Genomic DNA, 23,683 nt, shown 5'->3' on the forward strand with positions numbered 1-23,683 from the left:
CTCGCTGCCGTTCCCGAAACTATTGGTAGTCGACCTCCCCGTCACCCTCGCCGACCCACGCACTGCGGTCGGGGTTGCGGGAGTTGAGCGGGTCGATCCCCTTGTACCAGGGGACGTTCTTCAGCTGTTCTTTGTTGTACACGAAGTCGTCCTTCGTGTCCGCGGTGAACTCGAAGTTCTGGGTCAGCAGAATGGCGTCGACGGGACAGACCTCCTCGCAGAGCCGGCAGTAGATACACTGGCCGATGTGGAGGTTGTACTCCTCGCCGTTCCGCTGGTCGTCCATCACGATCTGGATCGTGTCGTTCGGACAGACGTTCTCACACTGCCGACACCAGATACACCGCTCCTGACTGAACTTGTGGACGCCACGGAAGCGCGGGCTCACCTCCGGAGCTGTCTCCGGATACTCGACCGTGAAGGTCTTGCCGTTGAGCGCGTGCTTCATCGTGGTTGCCATGGATTTGAGCAGTCCGATCATTAGACGATCACCCCCACGAGTACGGCCGTGAGGACCAGGTTCGCGAACGACAGCACGAGCATTCCCTTCCAGCCGATCTCGATCAGCTGGTCGATGCGGACCCGCGGCAGCGCGGACCGGCACCACTGGGTGAACAGGAAGAAGGCCCAGATCTTCACCACGAACCAGATGAAGCTAATGCTCTCCGGGCCGGGGCCGGCCGCGCCCCCGAGGAACGCCGTCGTCATGATGGCGCCGCCGAGGAACACGTGGAGGAACTCGCCCAGGTAGAACAGCACGAAGTAGACGGAGGAGTACTCCGTCTGGTACCCGGCGATGATCTCCGTGGGCGCCTCCGGGATGTCGAACGGGTTCCGGCCGATCTCCGCCATGTTGGCGACGAGGAACAGCAGGAACGCGAACGGGTTCACGAACGCGTACCAGGACGGCACGGCGAACCCGGCGACGGTGAACAGCGTCTCCTGCTGCACGGCAACGATCTCGCCCATCCGGAGCGAGCCCGCGAACACGACGACGGACATCGCCGTCACGATGAGCGGGATCTCGTACGCCAGGTTCTGCGCGACGGCGCGGAGGCCACCGAGCAGCGAGTACTTGTTGTTCGACGCGCGCCCGGCCATCACCAGCGAGAGCGAGGCGATGGAGGCGAACGCGAACACGACCGCGAGCCCCGATTCGGGGTCCGCGAGGTGGATGTTGAACGGTCCGAGGTGGCCCATCGGAATGACGGCGAACCCAAGCAGGGCCGACGCCGGCAGCACGATGGGCGCGAGGTCCCAGGTCGGGCGGTCGACGCCCTCCGGCACGATGAGCTCCTTCGAGAGGAGCCGGACCGCGTCGGCGACGATGATGAACAGCCCGAACGGGCCGATGCGGTTGACGGCGATGCGGTCGGTGAACGCCGCCGTGATCTTCCGTTTCGCCCACGGGCCGGCGACGCCGGTCATTGCGAGCATGATATTGCCGACGACGAACGCGGCGATGGCCGCGCCGACGAGCTGCCCGGCGAGGCCGGAGAGCCCGAGCAGGTTCGCGATCTGCTCAGGGAACAGCTGAGCCGGCACCGCACCGGCGGTCACGACGCCCCCGGTCATTAGCGGTCGACCTCCCCGAGGACGATGTCCAGGCTGCCGAGCGCGGCGACCACGTCGGGGATGTACTCCCCGTTCGCCATCTCCGGCAGCGTCTGCAGGTTCGAGAAGCACGGCGAGCGGATCTTGAAGCGACCCGGCTTCTCCGTGCCGTCAGAGCGCATGTAGATACCGAGTTCGCCCTTCGCGCCCTCGACGGCGCGGTAGATCTCCTTGTCCTCGTCCGGGCGGATGGTCCGCGGGACGTTGGCCTGGATGTTCCGCTCCTCCTCGGGCCAGTCCTCGAGCAGGTCGACACACTGCTCGATGATCTTCGCGGACTCCTCGACCTCGCGCAAGCGGACGAGCAGGCGCGCGTAGTTGTCGCAGCCGTCCTCGGTGACGACGTCCCAGTCGAGCTCGTCGTAGTAGCCGTAGGGGTCGTCACGGCGCAGGTCGTAGTCGACGCCCGAACCGCGCAGCACCGGGCCGGTGGCGCCGTAGTCCTTCGCGACCTCCGGCGGCAGGATCCCCGTGTCGATCGTCCGCAGCTGGAGGATCTCGTTGGAGGTGATCATGTCGTGGAACTCCTCGACCGCCTCCGGAAGCTCGTCGAGGAAGTCGCGCGTGTTCGAGAAGAACTCGTCGCGCGGCTCCGGCAGGTCCCAGACGACGCCGCCGAGCCGGAAGTAGTTGAACATCAGCCGCTGGCCCGTCAGGTCCTCGAGGATGTTCTGGACCTTCTCGCGCTCGCGGATGGCGTACATGAAGATGGCCGTGAAGTCGCCGTAGACGTCGAGCGCGAACGTCCCGACTGCGAGCATGTGCGCGGCGATCCGGCACAGCTCCGCGCCCATCGTCCGGATGACCTGGGCGTACTCCGGCACGTCGATGTCGGCCATGTCCTCGGCCGCGCGGGCGTAGGCCCACTCGTTGAGCAGCCCCGCCGAGATGTAGTCCCAGCGGTCCGGGTACGGCATGATCTGGTACCGGTAGGTGCTGTTCTGGGCCATCTGCTCCTCACAGCGGTGGAGGTAGCCGATGTCGGACTCGACGTCGGCCACCTGCTCCCCGTCCAGCGTCGTCTTCAGGTGCAGGACGCCGTGGGTCGCCGGGTGGTGCGGCCCGATGTTGAGGAACATCGTGTCCGAGTCGTCCTCGGCCTCGTGGTCCTCCTGCAGCGGGTTCGCGTGCTCGCGCAGGGGGACGATCTGCGGGTGGTCCTCGTCGTAGTCCTGGCTGAGCGGGTGGCCCTGCCAGGTCTCCGGCAGGAGGATGCGGCGCAGGTCGGGGTGGTCGTCGTAGTCGATCCCGACGAGGTCGTACGCCTCACGCTCGTGCCAGTCGGCCGTCCGGAACACCGGTTCCGCGGACTCGGAGACCGGGTTCTCGGGGTCGGCGGGGACGACGACGCTGACCTCGTCGGTCGGGTCGTCGAACTTCTTCAGGTGGTAGATCGACTCGTACCGGTCGTCGTACTCCTGTGCGGAGACGCACGAGAGGTGGTCGTAGCCGGCCTCCTCCTTCAGCGTCGAGAGCGTGTCCTGGACGGCGTCCGGGCGGATGACGAAACCGGGCGCATTGACGTGCTCCTCGCGGTCGAGGACGTTCTCGCCCAGCAGGGCGGCGAGCTCGTCGGGCTCGTCCGCGGTGAGTTCGGCGGTGCCCACGTCCGTCTCGGATTCTGGTTCTTCCAGGCTCATGGCGAATCAGCGAAGTCGTATCGCATCACGAGGTCGTCCTCGTCGATCTCGTCGGCGAGCTGGTCGACCAGCTCGTCGCGCTCCAGATCGGAGAACTGTTCGAGCTCGTACGGCTTCACCGTCACCGGCGAGGACTCGCCGTTGGCGACGCGCTCCTGCAGCTTGGCGACGCCGTACACCAGCGCCTCGGGGCGGGGCGGACAGCCCGGGACGTGGATGTCGACCGGGATGACCTCCTCCGCGCCCTTGATGACGTTGTAGCCATCCTGGAACGGGCCACCGGAGATGGTACACGAGCCCATGCCGATGACGAACTTCGGCTCGGGCATCTGGTCGTACACGCGCTTCATCCGCGGGGCGAACTTCGAGACGATCGTCCCGGGGACGATGATCACGTCCGCCTGCCGCGGGGACGCGCGTGGCACACCGGCGCCGAAGCGGTCGAGGTCGTGTTTGACCGCGTAGGTGTGCATCATTTCGATGCTGCAGCAGGCGATCCCGAACTGCAGCATGAACATCGAGGACCCGCGGACCCAGTTCATGAACTTGTCGAACTTCGTGAGGATGAACGGGGAGGAACCGAGCGTCTCACGCAGCCGCGAGTTGAACCGGTTGTCCTGGCCCGACATCCGGGCCTCTCGGGTCTTGGTTTCTACGGCAGATTCGTCCGTACGGAAAGGTTGGTCACTACTCATGTCTGGTCACGCTCCGTCTTGCGGCGCGTTGCACGGGGACTGCGAGTCCATTCGACTGCTCCGTTGCGCCACGCCCACACGAGCCCGATAGCGAGGATTCCGACGAAGGCAAGCATCGGCCAGAGAACCCGCGTCAGCGGGACCCCTGCATCCAGCGCGGGGCGGAAGACGACGGCCCACGGGAACAGCAGCACGGTTTCGATGTCGAACACGACGAACAACAGCGCAACCATGTAGTACTGGATGTTGAACCGGGCCTGTGCGGGACCCGTCGGTACCTCACCGGACTCGTAGACGGCCTTTTTCCCTTGCTCTGGCACACTCGGACGGAGAAGCGCTGACACTGCCATCATCCCTAACGGAATGACCAGGCCAACGACCGCCAGTGCGCCGATAGCTATCCAATCGCTCATATAGGTCTCCGTAACGTGCGCGACTTTGACTGGCCGGTACATAAGCGTTGATTCTCGCACGCGCGGGCATACCGCCGGACTCAAGAGGACTCTCCGCTATTCGGGTCGAGATGACTGGGTATCGGTCGTTTCAGAGCGAGGAAACGATGTGAGCGCTCGCGGTGGTCTTGCTTATAAACAGAGTATTCTGAAAGATGGGGTACGGCTATCGCAGAAGCCCTCGGCCGCTCTTGCTTATAAACTGGATCTGCAGGCGTAGACGTTGCTGCGCTCGACGGCACCGCAAACATCCAGAAAGCCCTCGGCCGCTCGCGGTCGCTGAGGGACATATCCGCGCCTCTCAGCACCGCCCGGCGCGGATAGGGGTCGCCTCAGCGACTACGCTACGCCGCGACCGGCCGTCGCCCTTTCAGTCCACCAGGACCGCAACCGCGACCGCGACAGCCACAGCACCGCAAGGCTACCGCAAGCCTCGGCCCTCCCCAGCCTCGGCCGGCGCCGGAACCGCACCGCCTCGGCGCCGGCCTCCCTCGCACGCGTTAATCGCGCGCGCCACTGCAACCGCGCAGTGACCGCCCGCCAGCCGCCGCGAGCGACGCCCCGGCCACCACTCCGGGGCGGGACTGAAAGGGGCAGCCGCCGAGCGCGAAGCCCCGCGACGCAAGCACCGAGCCAGCGAACGAGCGAAGCGAGTGAGCTGACGAGGCGCGCAGCGAGCGGCGCGAGCGTCTCGGCGGCTGGGGCTTTCTGGGCATGCCGAGTGGTGGCGACTTCGGAGCCAGCCGGTTCTGTTTATAAAAGCGACCGCTCAACGACTGGGGCTTTCTGGGCATGCCGAGTGGCATCGCTCACGACGACCCAACAGTATCGTCACGATCCATCCCCTTCCACGGACTCCTCCTCGATCTCCTCGAGTCGGTCCTCGAGTTCGTCGAGTCCCTCCTCGTCGACGCTCCCCCAGTACGCGACGACGACGATCGAGATCAGGAACACGATGCCCCAGCCCAGCGTCTCGTACGCCGCGGGCACGTACTCCGTGAAGATCCCGTCGATGACCCCTTCCAGCGAGAAGACGATGATCACGGGGCCGACGACCTCCCGCGGCAGGAAGTGGTCGACGTACGCTCGCAGCTTGCGCGTGGTCGTGCTCATACCGACCCATCCGAGGCCAGGAATAAATGATCCGCCGTCCTCCCCCGCTCAACCGAGCCCGCCCAGCCGCCGGCGACAGAGGAGGTCGGTCAGACGTCCTCGGGGGTCACGCCCGGCGGCACGAGCAGGCAGAGCCCGAGCATGCCGGCAGCGATGCAGCCCAGCAGGAGAAACGCCTCGTCGAAGAAGCCGGCGTCCGCCAGCGCACCCACAACCGTCGGACCGCCGGCCCCGACGCCCATGTAGCCCGTTCGCAACGCGCCGAGGCCGGTGCCCTGGACGGTCTCCGGGAGCGCGTCGGTGAGGAACGTCAGCGTGACCGTGCCGTACCCGAGCACGCTGCTCGCCAGCGCCGTGACGCCGACGACGGCGACGAACCCGTCGACGAACGGGAGCAGGAACAGCGCGACCGTGATCCCGACCAGCAGCACCGGCAGCGACCGTCGCAATCCGTACTCGTCGTACGCGGACCCCGCAAGCGGCTTGACGAGGATCCCGAGCGCGAAGAAGCCCCCGAACAGCGCCGTCGCGGTCGTCGGCGCGATACCCTTCGCCTCGACGAGGTACGTCGGATAGAAGGCCGTAAACGACTGCCAGACGGCGTATCCGAGGGTCTGGATGGCCACGACGAGGAGGACCGGCTGGCTCCGGAACGCCGTCGCGAGTCGGGCGACCGTGTCCCGGAGCCCGTCCGGATCGTCGCTCCCCGGAGGGTCCTCCCCGTCCGGATCGTCCGCCCCATCCGGGTCGGCGTTGCCACCTGAACCGTCGCCGCCGTCGCGGACGTTCCCGTTCGAGACCACGAGGTGGAGCGCGACGGCGGCGACGAGGAACAGCGGCACCGCGACGGCGATCCCGGCCTGCCAGGCGACAGCGACGGCGAGCAGGCCGGCAGCCGGGGGTAACACCGAGTTGCCGAGGTCGCCCGCCGCCATCGTCAGCCCGATAGCCGTGCCGTCGTGGTCCGGGTAGAGCTCCGAGAGGAGCGTGAAGCGGGCGACGCCGTACAGCGCGGTTGCGAACCCGAAGGCCAGGGTCGCCCCAAAGACGAGGGCGACGCTCCCGGCCGCGACGACCGCGGCCAGCAGGACCGCGGAGACGACCGAGCTGACTACCAGCACCCGCCCCTCGTCGACGTGGTCGTCGAGCATCCCGCCCGGCAGCTGCCCCAGCGCGTATGCGGCCCAGAGCCCGCTGATGAGCAGGCCGGCGGTGGTCAGGTCCAGCTCGAAGGCGGTCCGGAGATGCGGGAGGACCGCCGGGTACATCATCCGGACGCCGAGCGAGAGGAACCAGCCGGCGGCGACCGCGACGAGGACCGGCCCGCGTCCCCCGCGCCACAGCTCTGCGGCGACCTCGGGGACGTTCGCGAGCCACTCGATCAGGCGTGACGGCACGCTCGAAGGAACCCACCGGTACCCCGTTACGTTTGTGGGTACCGGTGGGAATCGCCACGCTGATCGGTCCTCCGGGAGGGACGGCCGCACTGGGTGTCCCCGCCCCCGAGAATACAGATCGACGGCTACGGGGCCTCGATCGGACCCCGACGGTGTGCGCGCGGGCGACGTGTTACTCAGTTACGCAAAACAGTATCTGGTCGTGAAGAAGGCACTACTTAATACGTATATGAAAAGAACCTCCGACCCAATGCGTCCCTGCGACAACTGCGAGCGAGAAGATCGCGTGGCGGATACCTACTTTCTCGAGCTGGATACGGTCACTGACGGACCGCGGGAGCTGGAACTGACGCTTTGCGACCGGTGTGCGGACGAGTTTCTCTCTGAGGAGTGGATAGAGGAGAGGGAAGCCGGACCCGCTCGCTGACCCAAACCGACCCGTACGCGGTCGATCGGCGGCCATCCGAATTCCCTGCCGCTCACCCTCCGAACTGCCCCCTCGACGTCGCTCCGCCGCGCCCTACCGCTTCGACATCGCGCTCCCGTCCGCAGTTACTCCTCGCTTCGCTGGCGTCGCTGGAACGCCTCGATACCTTCGTCGTGTAACGCCGCGGAAACCTCGGCGACGTCGCCCTTGAGGTCCTCGTGATAGCCGACGAGGCGCTCCTCGATCGCCTCGTGCTCGCGGGCGAGGACCTGCGCCGCCGACAGGCCGGCGTTGAACGACTTCCCGGCGTCGACGGCGACGAGGGGCGCGCCCGTCGGCATCCCGATGACGCTGTCGACGGACTTCTCCTGCACCGGGACCCCGATGACGGGGACCGGGAACGCCAGCGAGGCCGTCATATTCGGGAGGTCCGCCGACTTCCCGCCCGCGCCGGCGATGATGACGTCGATCCCGCGGTCCGCCGCAGTCTGCGCGTACGCCTCCATCAGCTCCGGCGTGCGGTGCGCGGAGACGACGTAGCTCTCGAACGTGAACCGCTGGGCGGGCGGCTCCTCGAAGTCGGTCTGCTCGGCGAAGCCGAGCTCGGTGAGCGCGTCGAACGCGCCCTCCATCGTCGGGAGGTCCGAGTCCGAGCCCATGATGATCCCGACGTCGGGGGTCGTTTCCGGGTCGGCGTGCTGTGCGGCTTCGGCTTCCAGTCGGTCGATGAGGTCCTGAACGGTGGTCATGAGGGTATGTGGAGTCACTCAGCGATATTTGATAAACGATTATCGGTCGTCGTCAGTCGCGTTCGAAGGTCAGGCCGTCGCGGAGCGACCGCGCACGAGCGAGCAACTCACCGGGGTCGACGGCGGATCCGGTGAGCGTGAGGTGGCCCATCTTCCGAAGCGGGTACACCTCGCGCTTGCCGTACCAGTGCATCGCGGCGGTGTCCTCGTCGAGCACGCCGTCGACGCCGCGGAGCGTCGCCGTCGTGCGCTCGTCGACGTCGCCGAGGACGTTGGCGGTGACCGCGGGCGCGACGAGATCCGTCGAGCCGAGCGGCCAGCCGAGGACGCCCCGGACGTGGTTCTCGAACTGCGAGGCGCGGGCGCCCTCGATGGTCCAGTGGCCGGAGTTGTGGGGTCGCGGCGCGATCTCGTTGACGAGGATCTCGCCTTCCGTCGTCTCGAACAGCTCGATACCGTAGGTGCCGCGGCCGTCGAGGAGTTCGAGCACGTCGCGCGCGACGGACTGCGCGCGGTCGCGGACGGGGTCGGTCGCCCGCGCGGGCGACACGCTCTCTCGGAGGATCTCGTCGCGGTGGATCGTCTCCGTCACCGGGTACGTCCGGATCTCGTCGGCGCCGACGACGCCGATGACCGACAGCTCGCGCTCGAAGTCGACGAGCCGCTCGGCCATCGCGTTGCCGCCGATCTCCTCCAGGGCCGCTTCCGGGTCGTCGCCGGGCTGGACCGGCAACGTGCCCCGACCGTCGTAGCCGCCCTCCCGCGCCTTGAGCATGACGCCGCCCATGTCGTCGACGGCGGATTCGAGCTCTCCGGGTGTATCGACACCGACGAACTCGGGGACCGGGATCCCGGCATCCGCGAGCGTCTCCGTCTGGACGAGCTTGTCCTGGATCGTGCGGAGCGTCGCCGGATCCGGGTGGACCGGCACGTCGTACTCCTCGCTGACGGCGTCGAGGACGTCGGGGTCCGCGAGCTCGATCTCGAACGTGAGGACGTCCACGCGCGATGCCAGCTCCCGGATCGTGTCGGGGTCGTCGAACGCGCCGACGACCTGGTCGCTCACGACCGGCGCGGCGGGGCAGTCCGGCGTCGGGTCCGACACCACGACCTCGACGCCGAGCGGCGCTGCGGCTTCACCGAGCATCCGACCGAGCTGGCCGCCGCCAACGACGCCCAGCGTCGGTCCTGGTAACGAGACCGTCACACCGGGAAATGGGCTACAATACTGTATAAATCTTCCCACAGTCGACGACAGAATAGGCACAAGTATGGATCGAGATGCGGACAGGGTCGATCGCCAGCGACGTCGGTCCGAGTGGCTCACCTCGTCACTGCCGCCGTGGCGAACACTCGGAAACGCAATCGCTAGCGACGTCGTGAATCCAGAGCGGACCGGCCGGCTCGCCGCCGAACCTGACTGCCCCAAGCCTCTCAGGAGTCGTCGGAGACGGCCTGCAGTTCGGACTTCTCGAGGTAGAAGGTGACCTCGAAGCCCCACTGGCGGAGCTGGTGGGACCGGGCTTCGTACCCCTCCAGGTGCGGGTCGACCTTCTCCCGGTTCGAGGTAACGACGATGACGACGGGCGGTGCGTCGTCGAGGGCCGTCCGCATGTTGCTGGTGGCGGAGACGCTGCTCACGTTCGCGTTCGCGCGTTCGAGGTACCACGGGAGGGGAAGCCGGTCGTACCAGCCGCCCGCGGCCGGCTGGCGGTCGGCGAGGGACTCGTTGCTCAGGTAGAACGCGTTCTCGCGCGTGCTCGTGTCGCTGCCGACGAACAGCACGTCGACGCCGTCGTCGTGGTTGGCCGCGATCGCCTCGATGTCGGTGATCGTGTCCTTCGCCTCGTTGTGCGGCTGGGCCCACTGGATCATCGCCTCGTGGTCCGGGTTCGTCGAGTTCCAGTAGGCGGCGTTCGGCGCGACGACGCCGGTCGTCGCGACCAGCAGCACCAGCGCCGCGAGCGCGGCGGTCTCCCGGTCGGCGGCGTCGAGCGCGGCCCGCCCCTCGCGGACGACGTACGTCAGCCCGACCGCCGCGGGCACCGTCAGCGGGAGCACGATGTGGACGCCCGACCACGGCGCGTTGATGTCGGTCGCCGCCGGGTAGCCGACCAGGCTCGCGAGCGCCCAGTACGTCGCGAACGCGACGAACGCCCGGTTTCGCCCGGCGGGAGTACCCTCGCCCGAGCGACCGTACCCGTCGACGACGAAGCCGACGAGCGCGAAGACGATGGCGACCGCGGCGCCGTGCGTCAACGTCGTGATCTCGTGGAAGAGGTAGGTCAGGTACGGGTTCTCCTGCATCTCGCCGGAGAGCCAGAGGTTCCCGAGCTCCTCCGCGGCGCCGATGGTCGCCGCGTGGAGGACGCCCGACCACTGGCCGGGCGACGCCAGCGCCTGCGAGAGCTCCGGGCGGGGCGCGTAGAAGAAGACGGTTACGGCGAGGAAGGTGAGGGCGACCCCGACGACGTGGACGGCGACGAACGCGAGCGGGTGGCGGGCCGCCACCGGGTGCTGCGCGCCGGCTGCATCCGCGACCGCGCGCTTCAGGCCGGCCCACCACGACCACACCGTCTCGCGGACGCTCGCGCCCCCGTGCGTCGCGCGAACGAGTCCGTGGTCGGTGACAAGCGCGCCGGCCCCGAGGAAGCAGAGCACGTAGAGGATCGTGTTCGCCTTCGTCGCCAGCGACAGCGCCAGGAACGCGGCACCGGGGTAGAGGTACCACACCCGGCGCGTGTCGATGGTCCGGACGGCGAACCCGAGCGCGACGACGGCGTAGGCGCCCACCAGCACGTCGTTGCGCATGAACCGCGAGTAGTAGACCAGCAGGGGGTTGACGGCGAGCAGCGTCGCGAGCGCGACGAGTTCGCCCCGGTCGAGGTGTTCGCGAAACAGCCAGACGGCGAGCGGGAGCAGCCCGCCGGTCAGCGCGACGACCAGCCGCGCGGTGAAGTCGGTCGCGCCGAGGAGGTTGAACACCGGCCCGTTGACGACGCGGAGGAACGGGCCGTGGATGATCGGCGCGAACTCCATGTGGCCGGTCTTGGCGTACCGCACCGCCCAGTACCCGACGCGGCCCTCGTCCCAGTGGAAGATGCGTTCGCCCAGCTCGACGAGCCGGAGGGCGAGCGCGAGGACGGTGACGCCGACCAGTGCGAGGAGCGTCCGCTGGTCGGCGGAGAGTCGATCCGGGAGGGAGGGCCCCGACTGCGACATTACCCGTGGGTCCTTTCGAGGGAATACAACTCTTGTGTTCCTGCCCGAGTACGTCCGGGAAGCGAAGGACGAGGATGGCGGGTAGATGGGGAGGTAGCGTGGCCGGGCTTACCCCGGGGCGACGATCTCGATCTTTACGTCGTCGAAGCCTCCAGAGTAGAGCGCGTAATATCCTGGTCATCTGGCGATTAGTACTTAAAAGAAGACACGTTCGGTCCATCGCGGGCCATCGCCGGGGGTCGTCGACTTCCCGTTATTCCGTATATCGCAATTCAGTTTGTGGAGCACCATGAGGAGACGGGCGCTGCTGTGCTTGACAGCATCGCGAACTCGCGGTAAGCCCTCGATCATTCTTTATAAGCTATTTAAACAGGTGATACGGTCTTACCCTCGACAGCACCGCAAACACCCAGAAAGCCCACGGCCGCTCTTGCTTATAAACTGGATGCACAGGTGCAGACGCTGGTACACTCGACAGCACCGCAAACGCCCAGAAAGCCCTCGGCCGCTCGCGGCCGCGCCCTTTCAGTCCGCCAGGACCGCGACAGCACCGCGATAGAGACAGCACCGCACGGCTACCGCAAACCTCAGCCCTCCCCAGCCTCGGCCGGCGCCGGAACCGCACCGCCTCGGCGCCGGCCTCCCTCGCACGCGTTACTCGCCCGCGCCACCGCAACCGCGCCGCGACCACCCGACAGCCGCCGCGAACGACGCCCGGCCACCACTCCTGGGTGGGACTGAAAGGGGCAGCCGCTGAGCGGGACGCCCTGCGACGTAAGCACCGAGCCAGCGAACGAGCGACCGAAGGGAGCGAGTGAGCTGTCGAGCGCGCAGCGAGCAGCGCGACCGCTCAACGGCTGGGGCTTTCTGGGTGTCCCGAGTGGTGTCGCCAGCGACGACGGCCGACTCTGTTTATAAGCGCGACCCAGAATCGGCCTGGGAGTAGCGGTCCGACGAGTATTCTAACACGTAACCAGGTTACGAAACGGAAGAACCGCTACAAAGACAGACGGAAACCCGGCACCAAAATCGCAATCAGTCGTGCCTGAACGCGCGGTCGCCGGTGAACACCATCGCCATGTCGTGCTCGTTCGCGGCCTCGATGACGTCCTCGTCGTTCACGGAGCCGCCGGGCTGGATGACTGCCTCGATGCCGGCCTCCGCGGCCTCCTCGATGGCGTCCGGGAACGGGAAGAAGGCGTCCGAGGCCATCACGGCGCCCTCCGCGGACTTGCCCTCGGCGTCCTTCTCGGCCTTCATTGCGGCGAGCGTGACCGCGTCGACGCGGGAGACCTGCCCCATGCCGACGCCGACGGTTTCGGTGCCCGTCGCGAAGAGGATCCCGTTGGACTTCACGTGCTTGAGCGTCTTCCAGGAGAAGACCATCGTCTCGAGCTCCGCGTCGGTCGGCTCGCGCTCGGTGACGACCTCGAGGTCGTCGGCGGTCGGTGACTGGAGGTCCCGCTCCTGGACGAGCCGCCCGCCGACGATGGGCTTCTCCGTGTGCTTCTCGGTGAATCGCTCGTCGCCCTCGCCGAGCGGGCCGACGTCGAGGACGCGGAGGTTGCTCTTCTCGCGGAGCACGTCGAGCGCGGCGTCGGTGTAGCCGGGCGCGACGACGACCTCCTTGAACGACTCCGTGATCGACTCGGCGGTGTCGACGTCGCAGGTGCGGTTCAGGGCGACGATGCCGCCGAAGGCGCTCTTCGCGTCGGTGCGGAGCGCGCGGTCGTACGCGTCCGCGAGCGAGTCACCAACGGCGCAGCCCGCGGGGTTCGTGTGCTTGATAACGGCCGCCGCCGGGTCGTCGAACTCCTTGACGAGCCCGAGCGCGGCGTCCGCGTCGTTGTAGTTGTTGTAGCCCATGCCCTTCGCGCCCTCGTTCAGCTGGGGCGCGTCGACGACGGTCGCCTCCTCGCAGCTTGGGTCGGCGTAGAGCGCGGCGTCCTGGTGCGGGTTCTCGCCGTAGCGAAGCTCCTCGGCGCGGTCCTCGGACGTATACCGGCGCTGCGGGAACGCGCCACCAGTGTCCCCCTCGACGGTCACCGTCGCGTCCTCGACCGTCACGCGGTCCTCGGCGAACCAGCGCACGGCCCGCGGGTAGGCGGTGAACTCCGCTTCGTATAGCACTCTTTCCTTTAACGCGTCCACGTCGTCGTCCTCGTACACCGGCACGGGCTCCTGGGTGACGATGGGCCCGCCGTCGACCTCCTCGGTGACGACGTGGACCGTGCAGCCGGAGGTTCGAGCACCGGACTCCAGGACCTGCTCGTGGGCGTCGGTACCGGGGAACGCCGGCAGGAGCGAGGGGTGGACGTTCAGCGTCGTCGGCGCGTCGTCGAGGAACTCGTCCGTGAGGACGCGCATGTAGCCGTCCAGACAGACGACGTCGAAGTGGTAGCCGTCGAGGCGGTCGAGGATCCGTCGTTCGTGGGCCTCGCGCGATTCGCCCGCCTCGCGCTCGACGACCTCCGTCGCGATCCCGCGCTCGGAGGCGCTCTCGAGCACGGGCGCGCCGTCATTGTTCGACAGCACGACCGACAGCTCGGCGCCGCCGGGCGCGACGTCGTCGAGGTGAAGCAGGTTCCGTCCGCGGTTGCTGGCCAGACCGGCGATCTTCATATTGCATCGATCCGGCGCGCCGGTGATAGGGATTGCGGTCGAAGCCGGGTAAATACACACGTACGCGTATAACAACTACACTGTACTCCCAAAGATGCGGACAACATACCCACAAACGTGTGTTTCACCATCGACACGCTTTTGCGCCGTCCGTGGGGACACTCGACCATGACAGAGCCGAACGACGCCAACGCCGACACCGACACGGATACCGACGCCGGCGGCGCGGGCGACGCTGTCGAGTTCGCCGATCTCCCCCGAAGCGACCCGCTCTCGGCCGTCTCGCCGCTCGACGGCCGCTACGCCGGCCGCACGACCCCGCTGGTTCCGTACGCGAGCGAGGCCGCGCTCATGCAAGCGCGCACTCGCGTGGAGGTCGAGTACCTCATCGCACTGGCCGATCTCGACGCGGCGCCGCTCGTCCTCGAGGCCGACGCGCGGGCCGCACTCCGCGGACTCTACGAGGAGTTCGACGGCGAGGACGCCCAGCTCATCAAGGACCTGGAAGTCCGCGGTGCCGAGGGGTACAGCGCGACGAACCACGACGTGAAGGCGGTCGAGTACTTCCTCCGGATCCGCCTTGACGAGGCCGAGGCCGCCGGCGTCGTCGCGGACGCCGAAGCCATCTACCCGTGGATCCACTTCGGGCTCACCAGCGAGGACGTGAACAACCTCGCGCAGCGCCTGCTCGTCAAGCCGGCCGTCGAATCGGTGCTCGTGCCCGCCATCCGGGAAGTCCGGGACGCGCTCGTCGACCTCGCGCACGACTACGGCGACGTGCCGATGCTCGCTCGGACCCACGGTCAGCCCGCGACACCCACCACGTTCGGCAAGGAGATGGCTGTGTACGCCTCGAGGCTCGGACACGCGCTCGGACGCCTCGCGGACGCGACCGACGACGTCTCCGGGAAGCTCGCCGGTGCCTCCGGGACCTACGCCGCCCACGACGCCGCGTACCCGGACGTCGACTGGGAGGCGTTCTCGGCGTCGTTCGTCCGGAATCTCGGCTTCGAACACGAACCGCTGACGACGCAGGTGAACCCCTGTGACGACCTCGCGGCCGTCTTCGACGCGCTCCGCGGCGTCAACAACGTCCTGCTCGACCTCGACCGCGATATCTGGCTGTACGTCTCCGACCGCTACCTCGGCCAGCGCACCGTCGAGGGCGAGACGGGATCCTCGACGATGCCGCACAAGGTGAACCCGATCGACTTCGAGAACAGCGAGGGCAACCTCTCGAAGGCGAACAGCGACCTGACGTTCCTCGCTGACTACGTGACGACCTCCCGGCTCCAGCGCGACCTCTCGGATTCGACCGTCAAACGGAACATCGGCGCCGCGTTCGCCCACTGCCTCATCGGCTACTCGAAGACCGAAAGCGGGCTCGGGAAGATCGTGCCCAACGAGCAGGTGATGCGCGAGGAGCTGGAGGCGACCCCGGAGATCATCGGCGAGGCCGTCCAGACGATCCTCCGCCGCGAGGGCGACACCGACGCCTACGAGCGCGTCAAGGAGCTCACTCGCGGCCGCGAGGTCACGCTCGCGGACTTCCAGGCTCTCTTCGACGACCTCGACGTGAGCGAGGACGTCCGCGCGGAGCTGAAGGCGCTGACGCCGACGGGGTACACCGGCGTCGCCGACGAGCTGGCGGATTCGGTGGAGTAGCCCATCGGTAGGCCGTTCTCGCGTCGTCTTCTCAATCCCTTCAGAAGCATCGCCGTCGAGTCAGCCGGACGCGATAAATCGCATACCACGATAGCAAATCTGCAATACCTCGGGATGGCACCCTGTTTCGGCAACTGCTCGAAGCGACAGGTCTGCCGGGCCGCTACTCCCACTCGGCGACCGCCCTGACGGGCGCGCCGTCGCCCTCGCGGACCGGAAGCGGAAACGCGTACAGCGTGAACCGCTCCGGCAGCGACGCGAGATTCCGCAGGTTCTCGACGATGGGAAGCCCGGCACCGAGCAGCTCGTGGTGCGTCGGAACGCCGGTCGGCTCGTCGGCAGCCGGTTCGACCGAAGTTCCACTCACGCTGGGCGTCGGGTCCGGACCGAACGTGTCGAGCCCCACGCCGACGCCCGCCTCGCGACAGCGCGCCGCGAATGCCCGAGTCAGATACGGGTGGTCGCGGTAGCGCGGCTCGTTCCAGTGGTCCTCCCACCCGGTGCGGAGCACGAGGAGGTCGACGTCGCGGTCACCGTCCGAGCCGAGCCCGGACGGAAACGCATCCGAATCGATCGCTTCTCGCGGATCACACGGCGCGAGGTCGACGAGTCGGGCTTCGAACACCCACTCGTCCACGTCGCGCTCGTCGAGCGTCTCGCCGTCGGGTTCGGTGTGCCGGGGCGCGTCGACGTGGGTCCCGGTGTGACTCCCGCAGCGGAGCGCCTGCACCGAGTAGCCGTCGCTCTCGTGGGTTGCGTGCGCCGACACCGACACCTCGGGGTCGCCGGGGTACGTCGGCATGCCCGACTCGATCGACCGTGAGCAGTCGCGGAACACGTCCGGGAGAACGGGCGGCTACGGGAAAAGCCCCCAGCGACCTCACTCGAGGTCGTAGATAGCGGGCCGCCGGTCGCCGAGCGCGTCGTCGTACTCGGTAAAGGCCTTCTCGCGCGCGACGTTGACGTCGACGGTCCCGGTGAGGGTCGCGTCGCGGTCGACCGGGGCCGGCCCCGCGGAAACCATCGCGTCGGCGTCGACGACGAGGCTCTGGCCCTCGAAAGTCGTGCCGCGCTCGGTCCCGGTCCGGTCCGCGCAGGCGAGCCCGACCCGGTGCGAGCTCGCGCGGGCGACGGCGAGGTGCGCGCCGCGCGTCCAGCCCCCCGGTCGCTCCTCCCCCTCGACGGTCGGCCAGTTCGTCGGGAGCGCGATCAGGTCGGCGCCGGCGCGCGCCTGCGTCGTCGTCGCACCGGGGAACCAGACGTCGTTGCAGATCTGCACGCCCAGCCGGCCGAAGGGCGCGTCGAAGACGGGCAGCTCGTCGCCGGGCTCGAACCACCGTTTCTCTTCGTTCCAGAGGTGCGTCTTCCGGTAGACACCCTCGAGCCCGTCGGGGGAGACGACTGCGGCAGAGTTGTAGCGCGTGCCGTCGCTGCCGAGTTCCGGAAACCCGCCGACGACCCACGCGCCCGTGGCCGCCGCGGCATCGGTCCACGCCTCTATGGACGGGCCATCACGCGGTTCCGAGAGCTCGCGGACCTCCTCGTGGGACTCGAAGACGTAGCCGCTGGTGACGAGCTCGGGGAGGACGACGAGGTCGACGTCGCCACGATCGTCGGCATCGCCGCCGTCGCCGGCGGCGTCGTGAATCGCTGCAACCGTCCGCTCGCGGTTGGCCCCGACGTTCCCGAACTCCGGCGCGAACTGGACGGTCGCGACGGTGACGTCCTCTGGATTGGGGGAGTTGGAGGAGTCCTCGGTCATGAAATTTCAGGAAAGCAGCTCTCGAAGGGCCCGCGTCGCGGCGTCAGCGGCCCACTCGACCTCGCGTACGCGGACGTACTCGCGCTCCGAGTGCGCGACGGCGCCCTCGTCGTCGGCGAGGTCGCCTGGGCCGAACACGACGGTCGGGGCCGGGGCGAAGTAGCTCGCTTCCGTCGCGGCGGAGAAGGGGCGAACGTCGCCGCCGCGGTCGGCTGCCGCGTCCGGCGCCGTCGTCTCCCTCGCCGCCTCCGCAGCGTCGGCGACGACCTCGACGAGCTCGTGGGTCGGCTCGGTCGCGAACGCCTCGAGGAACGGCGACTCGCGCTCGGTGAACGCGAACGCGACGCCGACGTCGTCGGCGACGGCGTTGGAGACGGCTGCCTCCAGGTCCTCCCCGAACTCGTCGGCTGTCTCCGGTGGCACGCTCCGGCGGTCGACCGTGATGGCGCAGTCGGCCGGGACCTGGTTCGTCGCGCCGCCGCCCTCGACGACGGTCGGCGTGAGCTTCGGGGCGCCGAGCTGGTCGTGGGGGGTCGCGTCGGCGTCGAACGTCCGGATCGCGGCCAGGGCGTCCTCCGCGGCCGCGATGGCGTTGACGCCGGCCTCCTCCGCGGCGTGCGCGGTGACACCGGAGAGGTGGACCGTCCCCTCGAAGCGCCCCTTCGCGGCCGAGCAGACGTCGAGACCGGTCGGCTCGCCGACGACGTAGCAGTCGCCGTCGAGCGAGGGCGCGGTGTCCGGGAGCTGCCCGGTCAGCGCCGCGGCGCCGAGCGAGAGCGTCTCCTCGTCCGGCGTGATCGCCAGCGAGAGTTTGCCCCACTCGGGCTCAGTGCGGAGGAACGCCGCGACGAGCGTCGCGATCTGCGCCTTCGCGTCACAGGAACCGCGCCCACGGATCACGTCGACGCCGGACTCGCCGGCGACGGTCGCGTCCGCGTCGCGCTCGAAGGCGACGTGCGGCGAGACGGTGTCGACGTGTGTGTTCAGGACGACGTGCGGGCCCGCGTCGGGGTCCGGCGACGATTTCGTCGCAATCACGTTGCCCGCGTCGTCGACAGTCGCGTCGATACCGAAGTCGCCCAGCGTCGCCACGAGGAAGTCGCGGGCGTCGGTGACGCCGTCGTGTGAGGGGATCCGGACGATGGATTCGAGAAAGGCGATCGGATCGAACGCGTCGCCCGAGAGCGGCGGGTCCCCGGGGTCGCGGTCCTCGGGATTGCGGTCGTCGGAATCTCGGTCCTCCGGAGTCGTGGCAGGGGGTTCCTCGCTCATCGGTTGCCAGCATCGAATTCACCGGCTCCGTCGCGGACGACCGGGCCGGCGAGCGTCGCGGGCCCCGTCTCCGGAACCGTCGTTTCGAGCTCCCCGCCCGGCGGTCGCGTGCGGACCGTTTCATCGTCGACGAGTCCCAGGTGGGACGCGACGGCGGCGACGGCGACGGCGCCGGTGCCGCAGGAGCGCGTCTCGCCCTCGACCCCACGCTCGTACGTGCGCTGGTCGAAGGTCGGGACGTCCGTCGTTCCCGCCGTCTCGGCGCGGCTCGCGAAGTTGACGTTCGCGCCCTCCGGGAACACGTCGGCGTGCCGGATCGGCTCGGCGGCGTCGTCGACGTCGACGGCGTCCACGTCGTCGACGAACGCGACGGCGTGGGGCACGCCGGTGTTGACCGCGGTGACGGTGAAGCCGCCGAGGTCGCGCTCGACGAACCCCTCGTCGCTCTCGACGGGGACGCGGGCGGGGTCGAACGCCGGTTCGCCCATCTCGATCTCGACGTGGTAGCGGTCTTTGTCAGCGTCGGCAGCGTCGGTGGCGTCGGCGTCGCCGTCTTCGCCCTCGACAGGTTCGATCGTCGCGTGACGCGTGCCCGCCTGCGTGTCGATCATGAACTCCGTTTCCCCGGTGCGTTCGTGAGCCCAGGCGGCGACGCAGCGCGCGCCGTTGCCGCACATCGCGGCCGTGGAGCCGTCCGGCTGGACGAGCGTCATGTTCACGCGCGTCGGCTCCCCGGTCGACTCGATGTCGAGGAAGAGGACGCCGTCGGCGCCGCGTCGACCGTCGACGACGGTGCCCGTGTCGCGGTCGCAGTGCCTGCGGGCGAACGCGCGGCGGTTCCGTAGCGGCGCGTTCGCGTCGACGATGAAGAAGTCGTTGCCCGTCCCGTGGTACTTCGCAAACGGGACGATGGAGCGCTGGCTCATCGTTCCACCCGGGTGAGGTCGTCGAGGGTCTCGCGGCGTCGGACGACCCGGGCGTCGCCGTCCTCGAGGGCGACTTCCGCGGGTCGTGGACGCGAGTTGTACTGTGAGGCCATTTCGTATCCGTAGGCGCCCGCGATCCCGATGGCGAGGAGGTCCCCGCGCTCGGGCTGCGCGAGCGGTCGCTTCGTACCAAAGACATCGGCGCTCTCACAGATAGGTCCTGCGACTGTGACAGGGGTTTCCTCGCGGTCACCGCCCGAGAGGTTCCGGATCGGGTGGTAGGCGTCGTACATCGCGGGCCGGAGCAGGTCCGTCATCCCGGCGTCGACGCCGACGACGGTCTCCTCGGCGGTCGGCTTCGTGGTGTTGACCGTCGTCAACAGAACGCCGGCGTCGGCGACGACGTAGCGGCCGGGTTCGACGGCGAGCGTGGCTTCCGTGGGGGCGCCGTCGGCATCAGCGTCGGCAGCCGTGTCGGCACGCGGAACCCGTCCGAGCGCCGAGCGCGTCGCCTCGGCGACGTCCTGCAGGTCGAGTGGCGGCGCGTCCTCCTCGTACGGCACGCCGAAGCCGCCGCCGACGTCGACGTACTCGAGGTCGACCGGGTCGGCCCCGGTCGCGTCCCCCGCCTCGTCCGGCGTCGCGAGCGAGCGCGCGAGCTCGCCCATCCGCGAGACGAGCTCGCGGTGGCTGTCGAGCTGTCCCGCGTCGATACCGGAACCGGCGTGGGCGTGGATGCCGACGACGTCGAAGCGCTCGTCGGCCTCGCGGACAACCTGTGCCGCGCGGTCGTAGGGGACGCCGAACTTCACGTCCGCGCCCGTCCGCACCTTCTCGTGGTGGCCGGCGCCGACGCCGGGATTGACCCGGACGCAGACGCGCCCGTCGTAGCCGCGCTCCGCGAGCCGGTCGAGCGTGTCGGCGGCGCCGACGGTGATGGTGAGGCCGGGTTCCTCGTTCCAGGCCGAGACGGCGTAATCGAGGTCCCGCGCCGGGGGGTTCACCGCGGTGTAGTGGACGCGGTCGCCCGGGAAGCCCGCCGCGAGCACGCGGTCGAGCTCGCCCGCGGAGGCGCACTCGGCGTCGAGGCCGGCCTCGCGGACGGTCTCGAGGACCGCCTGGCCCGTGTGGGCCTTCACCGCGTAGCGCACGTCGGCGTCCGGGAACGCGTCGCGGAGTCGCGCGCAGTTCTCGCGGACCCGGTCCAGGTCGACGACGTACAGCGGCGTGTCGTGCTCGCTCGCGAGCGCCTGGAGGCGGTCTGCGTCCCAGTCCGCGAGCCGGCGAACGGACGGATTCTCGTCGGTCGCTGTCGATGCCGCCTCGGAGGTCGGGTCGCTCATTCCCGGAGCGCGTCCTCGCGCTGGGTCGCCTCGAGCGTCTCCTCCTCGACGTGGGTCGCGACGACCGCGGGCTTGTACGCGCCGCCCTCGATGAGGTCGTGGTCGCCGACCGAGGACTCGACCATCCGCGTGAACGCGCGACGGTCGCTCGGCAGGTGGCCGTAGTAGACCTCCTCGTCGACGAGGTCGTAGACTGGGATGCGCGGCGTCAGGAGCGTGTTCTCCCCGACGACGGAGTTCTCGCCGACGCGGAAGCCGGAGGTGACCCGGCAGCCCGCGCCGAGGGAGACGCCGTCCTCGATGATGACCGGTGCATCCTCGACCGGCTCGAGCACGCCGCCGATGAGCGTGTTGGCGCCGAGCTTGACGTTCTCGCCGAGCTGCGCGCAGGAGCCGACCGTGTCACAGGAGTCGACGAGCGTCCCGTCGCCCACGTACGCGCCGACGTTGACGAACGAGGGGCTCATCATGATACAGTCGCTGCCGAGGTACGCGCCGCGGCGGATCGTCGTCCCGTCTGGCGTGTTTCGCGTGCCGCGTTCGCCGAGGTCCTCGGTCTGGCGCAGGGGGAGGACGTCGTAGTAGGTGACGTCGCCGTACTCGCGGGCTTCGGTCTGCCGAAGGCCAAAGTTGAGCAGGATGCCCTCCTTCACCCACTCGTTGGCCTCCCAGGAGGTGACGTCGTCGCCGGTCTTCTCCGCGGCGCGGACGTCGCCGGCCTCGATCGCCTCGAGGAAGGCGTCGAGGACGGCCTCGTCGTCGGCGGTGGTTTCGTCGGCCGTGAGGCCGTTCTGATAGCGATGCCAGAGGTCGGATACGTCGGCTTCGAGTGTCATGTGTACGTGTGTGGAGAGGCGGCGTTTTTACCCGTCGATGCGGTCACGTGTTGCGGCCGGCTGGCGGGCCGGCGCGCGGGCCGGGCGAGCGGTCGAGCATCGTCGCTCACGAGTCGACGACGTCGTCGAACCCGTACCAGCCCGGCTCGCGCCCGGTCAGCCAGACGGCGGCGTCGAGCGCGCCGGCGGCGAACACGCCGCGGTCGCCAGCGCGATGGGTCAGCTCCAGCACTTCGTCGTTGCCCGCGAGCAGGACCTCGTGCTCGCCGGTCACGTCTCCGGCGCGGCGCGCGTGAACGCCGATCTCGGACTCGCTTCGGGGTGCTTCTCCCTCGCGGCCGTGGACGCGCTCGTCGAGGTCCGTGCGGACGTCCTCCACGTCGTCGAGCAGCGTGTTCGCGGTGCCCGAGGGCGCGTCGCGTTTGCCGTTGTGGTGGGTCTCCGTCAACTCGACGTCGTAGCCGGGGACCGCTGCGACGGCCTCGCGGACCGCACGCCGGAGGGCCGCGATACCGCGCGAGAAGTTGGCGGCCTTCAGGACGGGGACCTCGTCGCTTGCGTCCCGGACGCTGTCGAGTTTCGCGTCCGAGAAGCCGGTGGTTCCGGTGACGAAGGCGACGCCCTCGTCGGCGCAGATCTCGGCGTAGTCGACGGCGGACGCCGGGCCCGTGAAGTCGACGAGGACGTCGGCCTCGACGGCCGCCAGGCGGTCGGCGAAGTGGTCGGCGAGTTCGACCTCGACGCCGGCGACGGCGGCCGTCTCAGAGCGGTTGACCGCCAGCACGACTTCGACGTCCTCGCGGTCGACGGCGGCCTCGATCACTTCCGCGCCCATGCGACCGCCCGCGCCGGTGACCGCCAGGCGGACGACCTCGGTACGAGTCTTCACGTCCGGGCGGTCCTCGACGTCGGCGTCGCCGATCGTGTTGCCGTCGGCGGTCGCGTCCGCGTGGTCCGTTGTGTCCGCGCTATCGGTCGTCTGGGCGCCGTCCGTCCCGTTCGCCTCGTCGCCGGCGCCGGGGTCGTTCGCGCTCATCGCGCGACCTCCGTCGGGTCGGGCTCGCCGCCCTCGTACTCGGCGAGGAGGTCGGCGAGGGCCTCGCGGTGCTGCTCGGAGAGCCGCGTCAGCGGCGAGCGGAGCGACGGGCCGCCCATCCCGCGGATGTGCATCGCCTCCTTCACCGGGATCGGGTTGGTCTCGACGAACAGCATCCGCATCAGCGGGCCGAGCTCGTGGTGGAGGTCGCGTGCGCGCTCGTAGTCGCCCGCGAGCGCCGACCCGACCATCGCGCAGAAGCGCTCGGGCTCGACGTTCGCGGTGACGCTGATCGTTCCCGTGCCGCCGACGGAGAGAACCGGCAGCGTCATGCCGTCGTCGCCCGAGAGGACCGAGAAATTCTCCTCGCGCGTGCGCTCGACGACCTCGCTGATCAGGTTGAGGTCGCCGGAGGCGGCCTTGTAGCCGACGACGTTCTCGTGTTCCGCGAGTCGGGCGGTGACGTCGACGGGGATCGACTGGCCCGTGCGCGAGGGGACGTTGTAAACGATCTGCGGGAGGTCGACCGCGTCGGCGACCGTTGTGTAGTGCTCGTAGAAGCCCTCCGCTTCGGGCTTATTGTAGTACGGGGAGATGAGCAGGAGGCCGTCCGCGCCCGCGTCGGCCGCGCGCTCGGACAGCGAGAGCGCCTCCGCGGTGTTGTTCGAGCCGGTGCCGGCGACGACGGGGACGTCGTCGACGGCCGAGGTCACGGTCTCGATGACGTCGATGTGCTCGTCGTGCGAGAGCGTCGCCGACTCGCCGGTGGAGCCAACGGGGACGACGCCGTCGACGCCCGCGGCCTCGAGGTACTGGGCGTTCTCGCGCATCTGTGCGTGGTCGATGTCGCCGTCCTCGGTGAACGGCGTGGTCATTGCCGGATAGACGCCTTCGAAGGGTGTGTGTGTCATG

At 68.8% G+C, this 23,683-nt stretch carries 21 protein-coding genes; 2 read left to right on the forward strand and 19 right to left on the reverse strand.

What is annotated here, in order from left to right:
* Positions 1-19 precede the first annotated feature (19 nt).
* The 7 genes from ACQE3M_RS08285 to ACQE3M_RS08315 form a co-directional block, all read right to left on the reverse strand.
* The gene (locus ACQE3M_RS08285) at positions 20-481 is read right to left on the reverse strand and encodes a NuoI/complex I 23 kDa subunit family protein (protein WP_430505121.1); all 462 of its coding nucleotides are present in this window, start codon (positions 479-481) and stop codon (positions 20-22) included.
* Positions 481-1,575 carry a complex I subunit 1/NuoH family protein gene (locus ACQE3M_RS08290; RefSeq protein WP_430505122.1) on the reverse strand — a complete coding sequence of 365 codons (1,095 nt, stop codon included), beginning with the start codon at positions 1,573-1,575 and terminating at the stop codon, positions 481-483. Before ACQE3M_RS08290 ends, ACQE3M_RS08285 begins: the two co-directional genes overlap by 1 nt.
* Positions 1,575-3,254: an NADH-quinone oxidoreductase subunit D gene (locus ACQE3M_RS08295; protein ID WP_430505123.1), complete on the reverse strand. Its 1,680-nt coding sequence runs from the start codon at positions 3,252-3,254 to the stop codon at positions 1,575-1,577. The genes ACQE3M_RS08290 and ACQE3M_RS08295 overlap by 1 nt, the downstream gene beginning before the upstream one ends.
* Entirely contained in the window at positions 3,251-3,949 is a 699-nt protein-coding gene (locus ACQE3M_RS08300) for an NADH-quinone oxidoreductase subunit B (protein WP_430505124.1), read from the reverse strand. The genes ACQE3M_RS08295 and ACQE3M_RS08300 overlap by 4 nt, the downstream gene beginning before the upstream one ends.
* On the reverse strand, positions 3,946-4,362 hold the full coding sequence (locus ACQE3M_RS08305; protein ID WP_430505125.1) for an NADH-quinone oxidoreductase subunit A: 417 nt from the start codon (positions 4,360-4,362) through the stop codon (positions 3,946-3,948). The genes ACQE3M_RS08300 and ACQE3M_RS08305 overlap by 4 nt, the downstream gene beginning before the upstream one ends.
* 870 nt (positions 4,363-5,232) lie before the next feature.
* Positions 5,233-5,514: a hypothetical protein gene (locus tag ACQE3M_RS08310; protein ID WP_430505126.1), complete on the reverse strand. Its 282-nt coding sequence runs from the start codon at positions 5,512-5,514 to the stop codon at positions 5,233-5,235.
* Between the two features lie 89 nt (positions 5,515-5,603).
* The gene (locus ACQE3M_RS08315) at positions 5,604-6,911 is read right to left on the reverse strand and encodes an MFS transporter (protein ID WP_430505127.1); all 1,308 of its coding nucleotides are present in this window, start codon (positions 6,909-6,911) and stop codon (positions 5,604-5,606) included.
* Positions 6,912-7,197: 286 nt separating this feature from the next.
* Between ACQE3M_RS08315 and ACQE3M_RS08320 the strand changes: the two genes are divergently transcribed.
* On the forward strand, positions 7,198-7,338 hold the full coding sequence (locus ACQE3M_RS08320; RefSeq protein WP_430505128.1) for a hypothetical protein: 141 nt from the start codon (positions 7,198-7,200) through the stop codon (positions 7,336-7,338).
* Between the two features lie 125 nt (positions 7,339-7,463).
* On the opposite strand, the gene purE is transcribed toward ACQE3M_RS08320, so the two are convergent.
* From purE to purH, 4 genes are all read right to left on the reverse strand, one after another.
* Positions 7,464-8,087, reverse strand: coding sequence for a 5-(carboxyamino)imidazole ribonucleotide mutase (gene purE, locus ACQE3M_RS08325; protein ID WP_430505129.1), 624 nt, complete (start codon positions 8,085-8,087; stop codon positions 7,464-7,466).
* A 52-nt stretch (positions 8,088-8,139) separates the two neighbouring features.
* A complete protein-coding gene (locus tag ACQE3M_RS08330) occupies positions 8,140-9,294 on the reverse strand; it encodes a 5-(carboxyamino)imidazole ribonucleotide synthase (RefSeq protein WP_430505130.1) in 1,155 nt (384 codons plus the stop codon).
* A 227-nt stretch (positions 9,295-9,521) separates the two neighbouring features.
* On the reverse strand, positions 9,522-11,309 hold the full coding sequence (locus tag ACQE3M_RS08335; protein ID WP_430505131.1) for a flippase activity-associated protein Agl23: 1,788 nt from the start codon (positions 11,307-11,309) through the stop codon (positions 9,522-9,524).
* A 1,035-nt stretch (positions 11,310-12,344) separates the two neighbouring features.
* A complete protein-coding gene (gene purH, locus ACQE3M_RS08340) occupies positions 12,345-13,931 on the reverse strand; it encodes a bifunctional phosphoribosylaminoimidazolecarboxamide formyltransferase/IMP cyclohydrolase (RefSeq protein WP_430505132.1) in 1,587 nt (528 codons plus the stop codon).
* Positions 13,932-14,099: 168 nt separating this feature from the next.
* Here purH and purB point away from each other — a divergent pair, with 168 nt between their 5' ends.
* Positions 14,100-15,596, forward strand: a complete 1,497-nt coding sequence (purB, locus tag ACQE3M_RS08345) for an adenylosuccinate lyase (protein WP_430505133.1) — start codon at positions 14,100-14,102, stop codon at positions 15,594-15,596.
* 163 nt (positions 15,597-15,759) lie between these two features.
* Here purB and ACQE3M_RS08350 read toward each other — a convergent pair whose 3' ends face one another.
* The 8 genes from ACQE3M_RS08350 to dapA all read right to left on the reverse strand — a co-directional run bounded on the left by ACQE3M_RS08350 (position 15,760) and on the right by dapA (position 23,682).
* Positions 15,760-16,434: a cyclase family protein gene (locus ACQE3M_RS08350; protein ID WP_430505134.1), complete on the reverse strand. Its 675-nt coding sequence runs from the start codon at positions 16,432-16,434 to the stop codon at positions 15,760-15,762.
* Between the two features lie 42 nt (positions 16,435-16,476).
* Positions 16,477-17,358: a nitrilase-related carbon-nitrogen hydrolase gene (locus ACQE3M_RS08355; RefSeq protein WP_430505135.1), complete on the reverse strand. Its 882-nt coding sequence runs from the start codon at positions 17,356-17,358 to the stop codon at positions 16,477-16,479.
* Positions 17,359-17,364: 6 nt separating this feature from the next.
* On the reverse strand, positions 17,365-18,630 hold the full coding sequence (locus ACQE3M_RS08360) for a M20/M25/M40 family metallo-hydrolase (RefSeq protein WP_430505136.1): 1,266 nt from the start codon (positions 18,628-18,630) through the stop codon (positions 17,365-17,367).
* Complete coding sequence (gene dapF / locus ACQE3M_RS08365) at positions 18,627-19,556, reverse strand: diaminopimelate epimerase (RefSeq protein ID WP_430505137.1); 930 nt, start codon at positions 19,554-19,556, stop codon at positions 18,627-18,629. Before dapF ends, ACQE3M_RS08360 begins: the two co-directional genes overlap by 4 nt.
* On the reverse strand, positions 19,553-20,899 hold the full coding sequence (gene lysA, locus ACQE3M_RS08370; RefSeq protein WP_430505138.1) for a diaminopimelate decarboxylase: 1,347 nt from the start codon (positions 20,897-20,899) through the stop codon (positions 19,553-19,555). The genes dapF and lysA overlap by 4 nt, the downstream gene beginning before the upstream one ends.
* Complete coding sequence (locus ACQE3M_RS08375; protein ID WP_430505139.1) at positions 20,896-21,735, reverse strand: 2,3,4,5-tetrahydropyridine-2,6-dicarboxylate N-succinyltransferase; 840 nt, start codon at positions 21,733-21,735, stop codon at positions 20,896-20,898. Before ACQE3M_RS08375 ends, lysA begins: the two co-directional genes overlap by 4 nt.
* Before the next feature lie 106 nt (positions 21,736-21,841).
* Entirely contained in the window at positions 21,842-22,771 is a 930-nt protein-coding gene (gene dapB, locus ACQE3M_RS08380) for a 4-hydroxy-tetrahydrodipicolinate reductase (RefSeq protein ID WP_430505140.1), read from the reverse strand.
* On the reverse strand, positions 22,768-23,682 hold the full coding sequence (dapA, locus tag ACQE3M_RS08385) for a 4-hydroxy-tetrahydrodipicolinate synthase (protein WP_430505141.1): 915 nt from the start codon (positions 23,680-23,682) through the stop codon (positions 22,768-22,770). Before dapA ends, dapB begins: the two co-directional genes overlap by 4 nt.
* Position 23,683 lies beyond the last annotated feature (1 nt).

Source organism: Halosubterraneus shenae (assembly GCF_050510935.1).
In the GTDB taxonomy this organism is placed as follows: Archaea; Halobacteriota; Halobacteria; order Halobacteriales; family Haloferacaceae; genus JBDGPU01.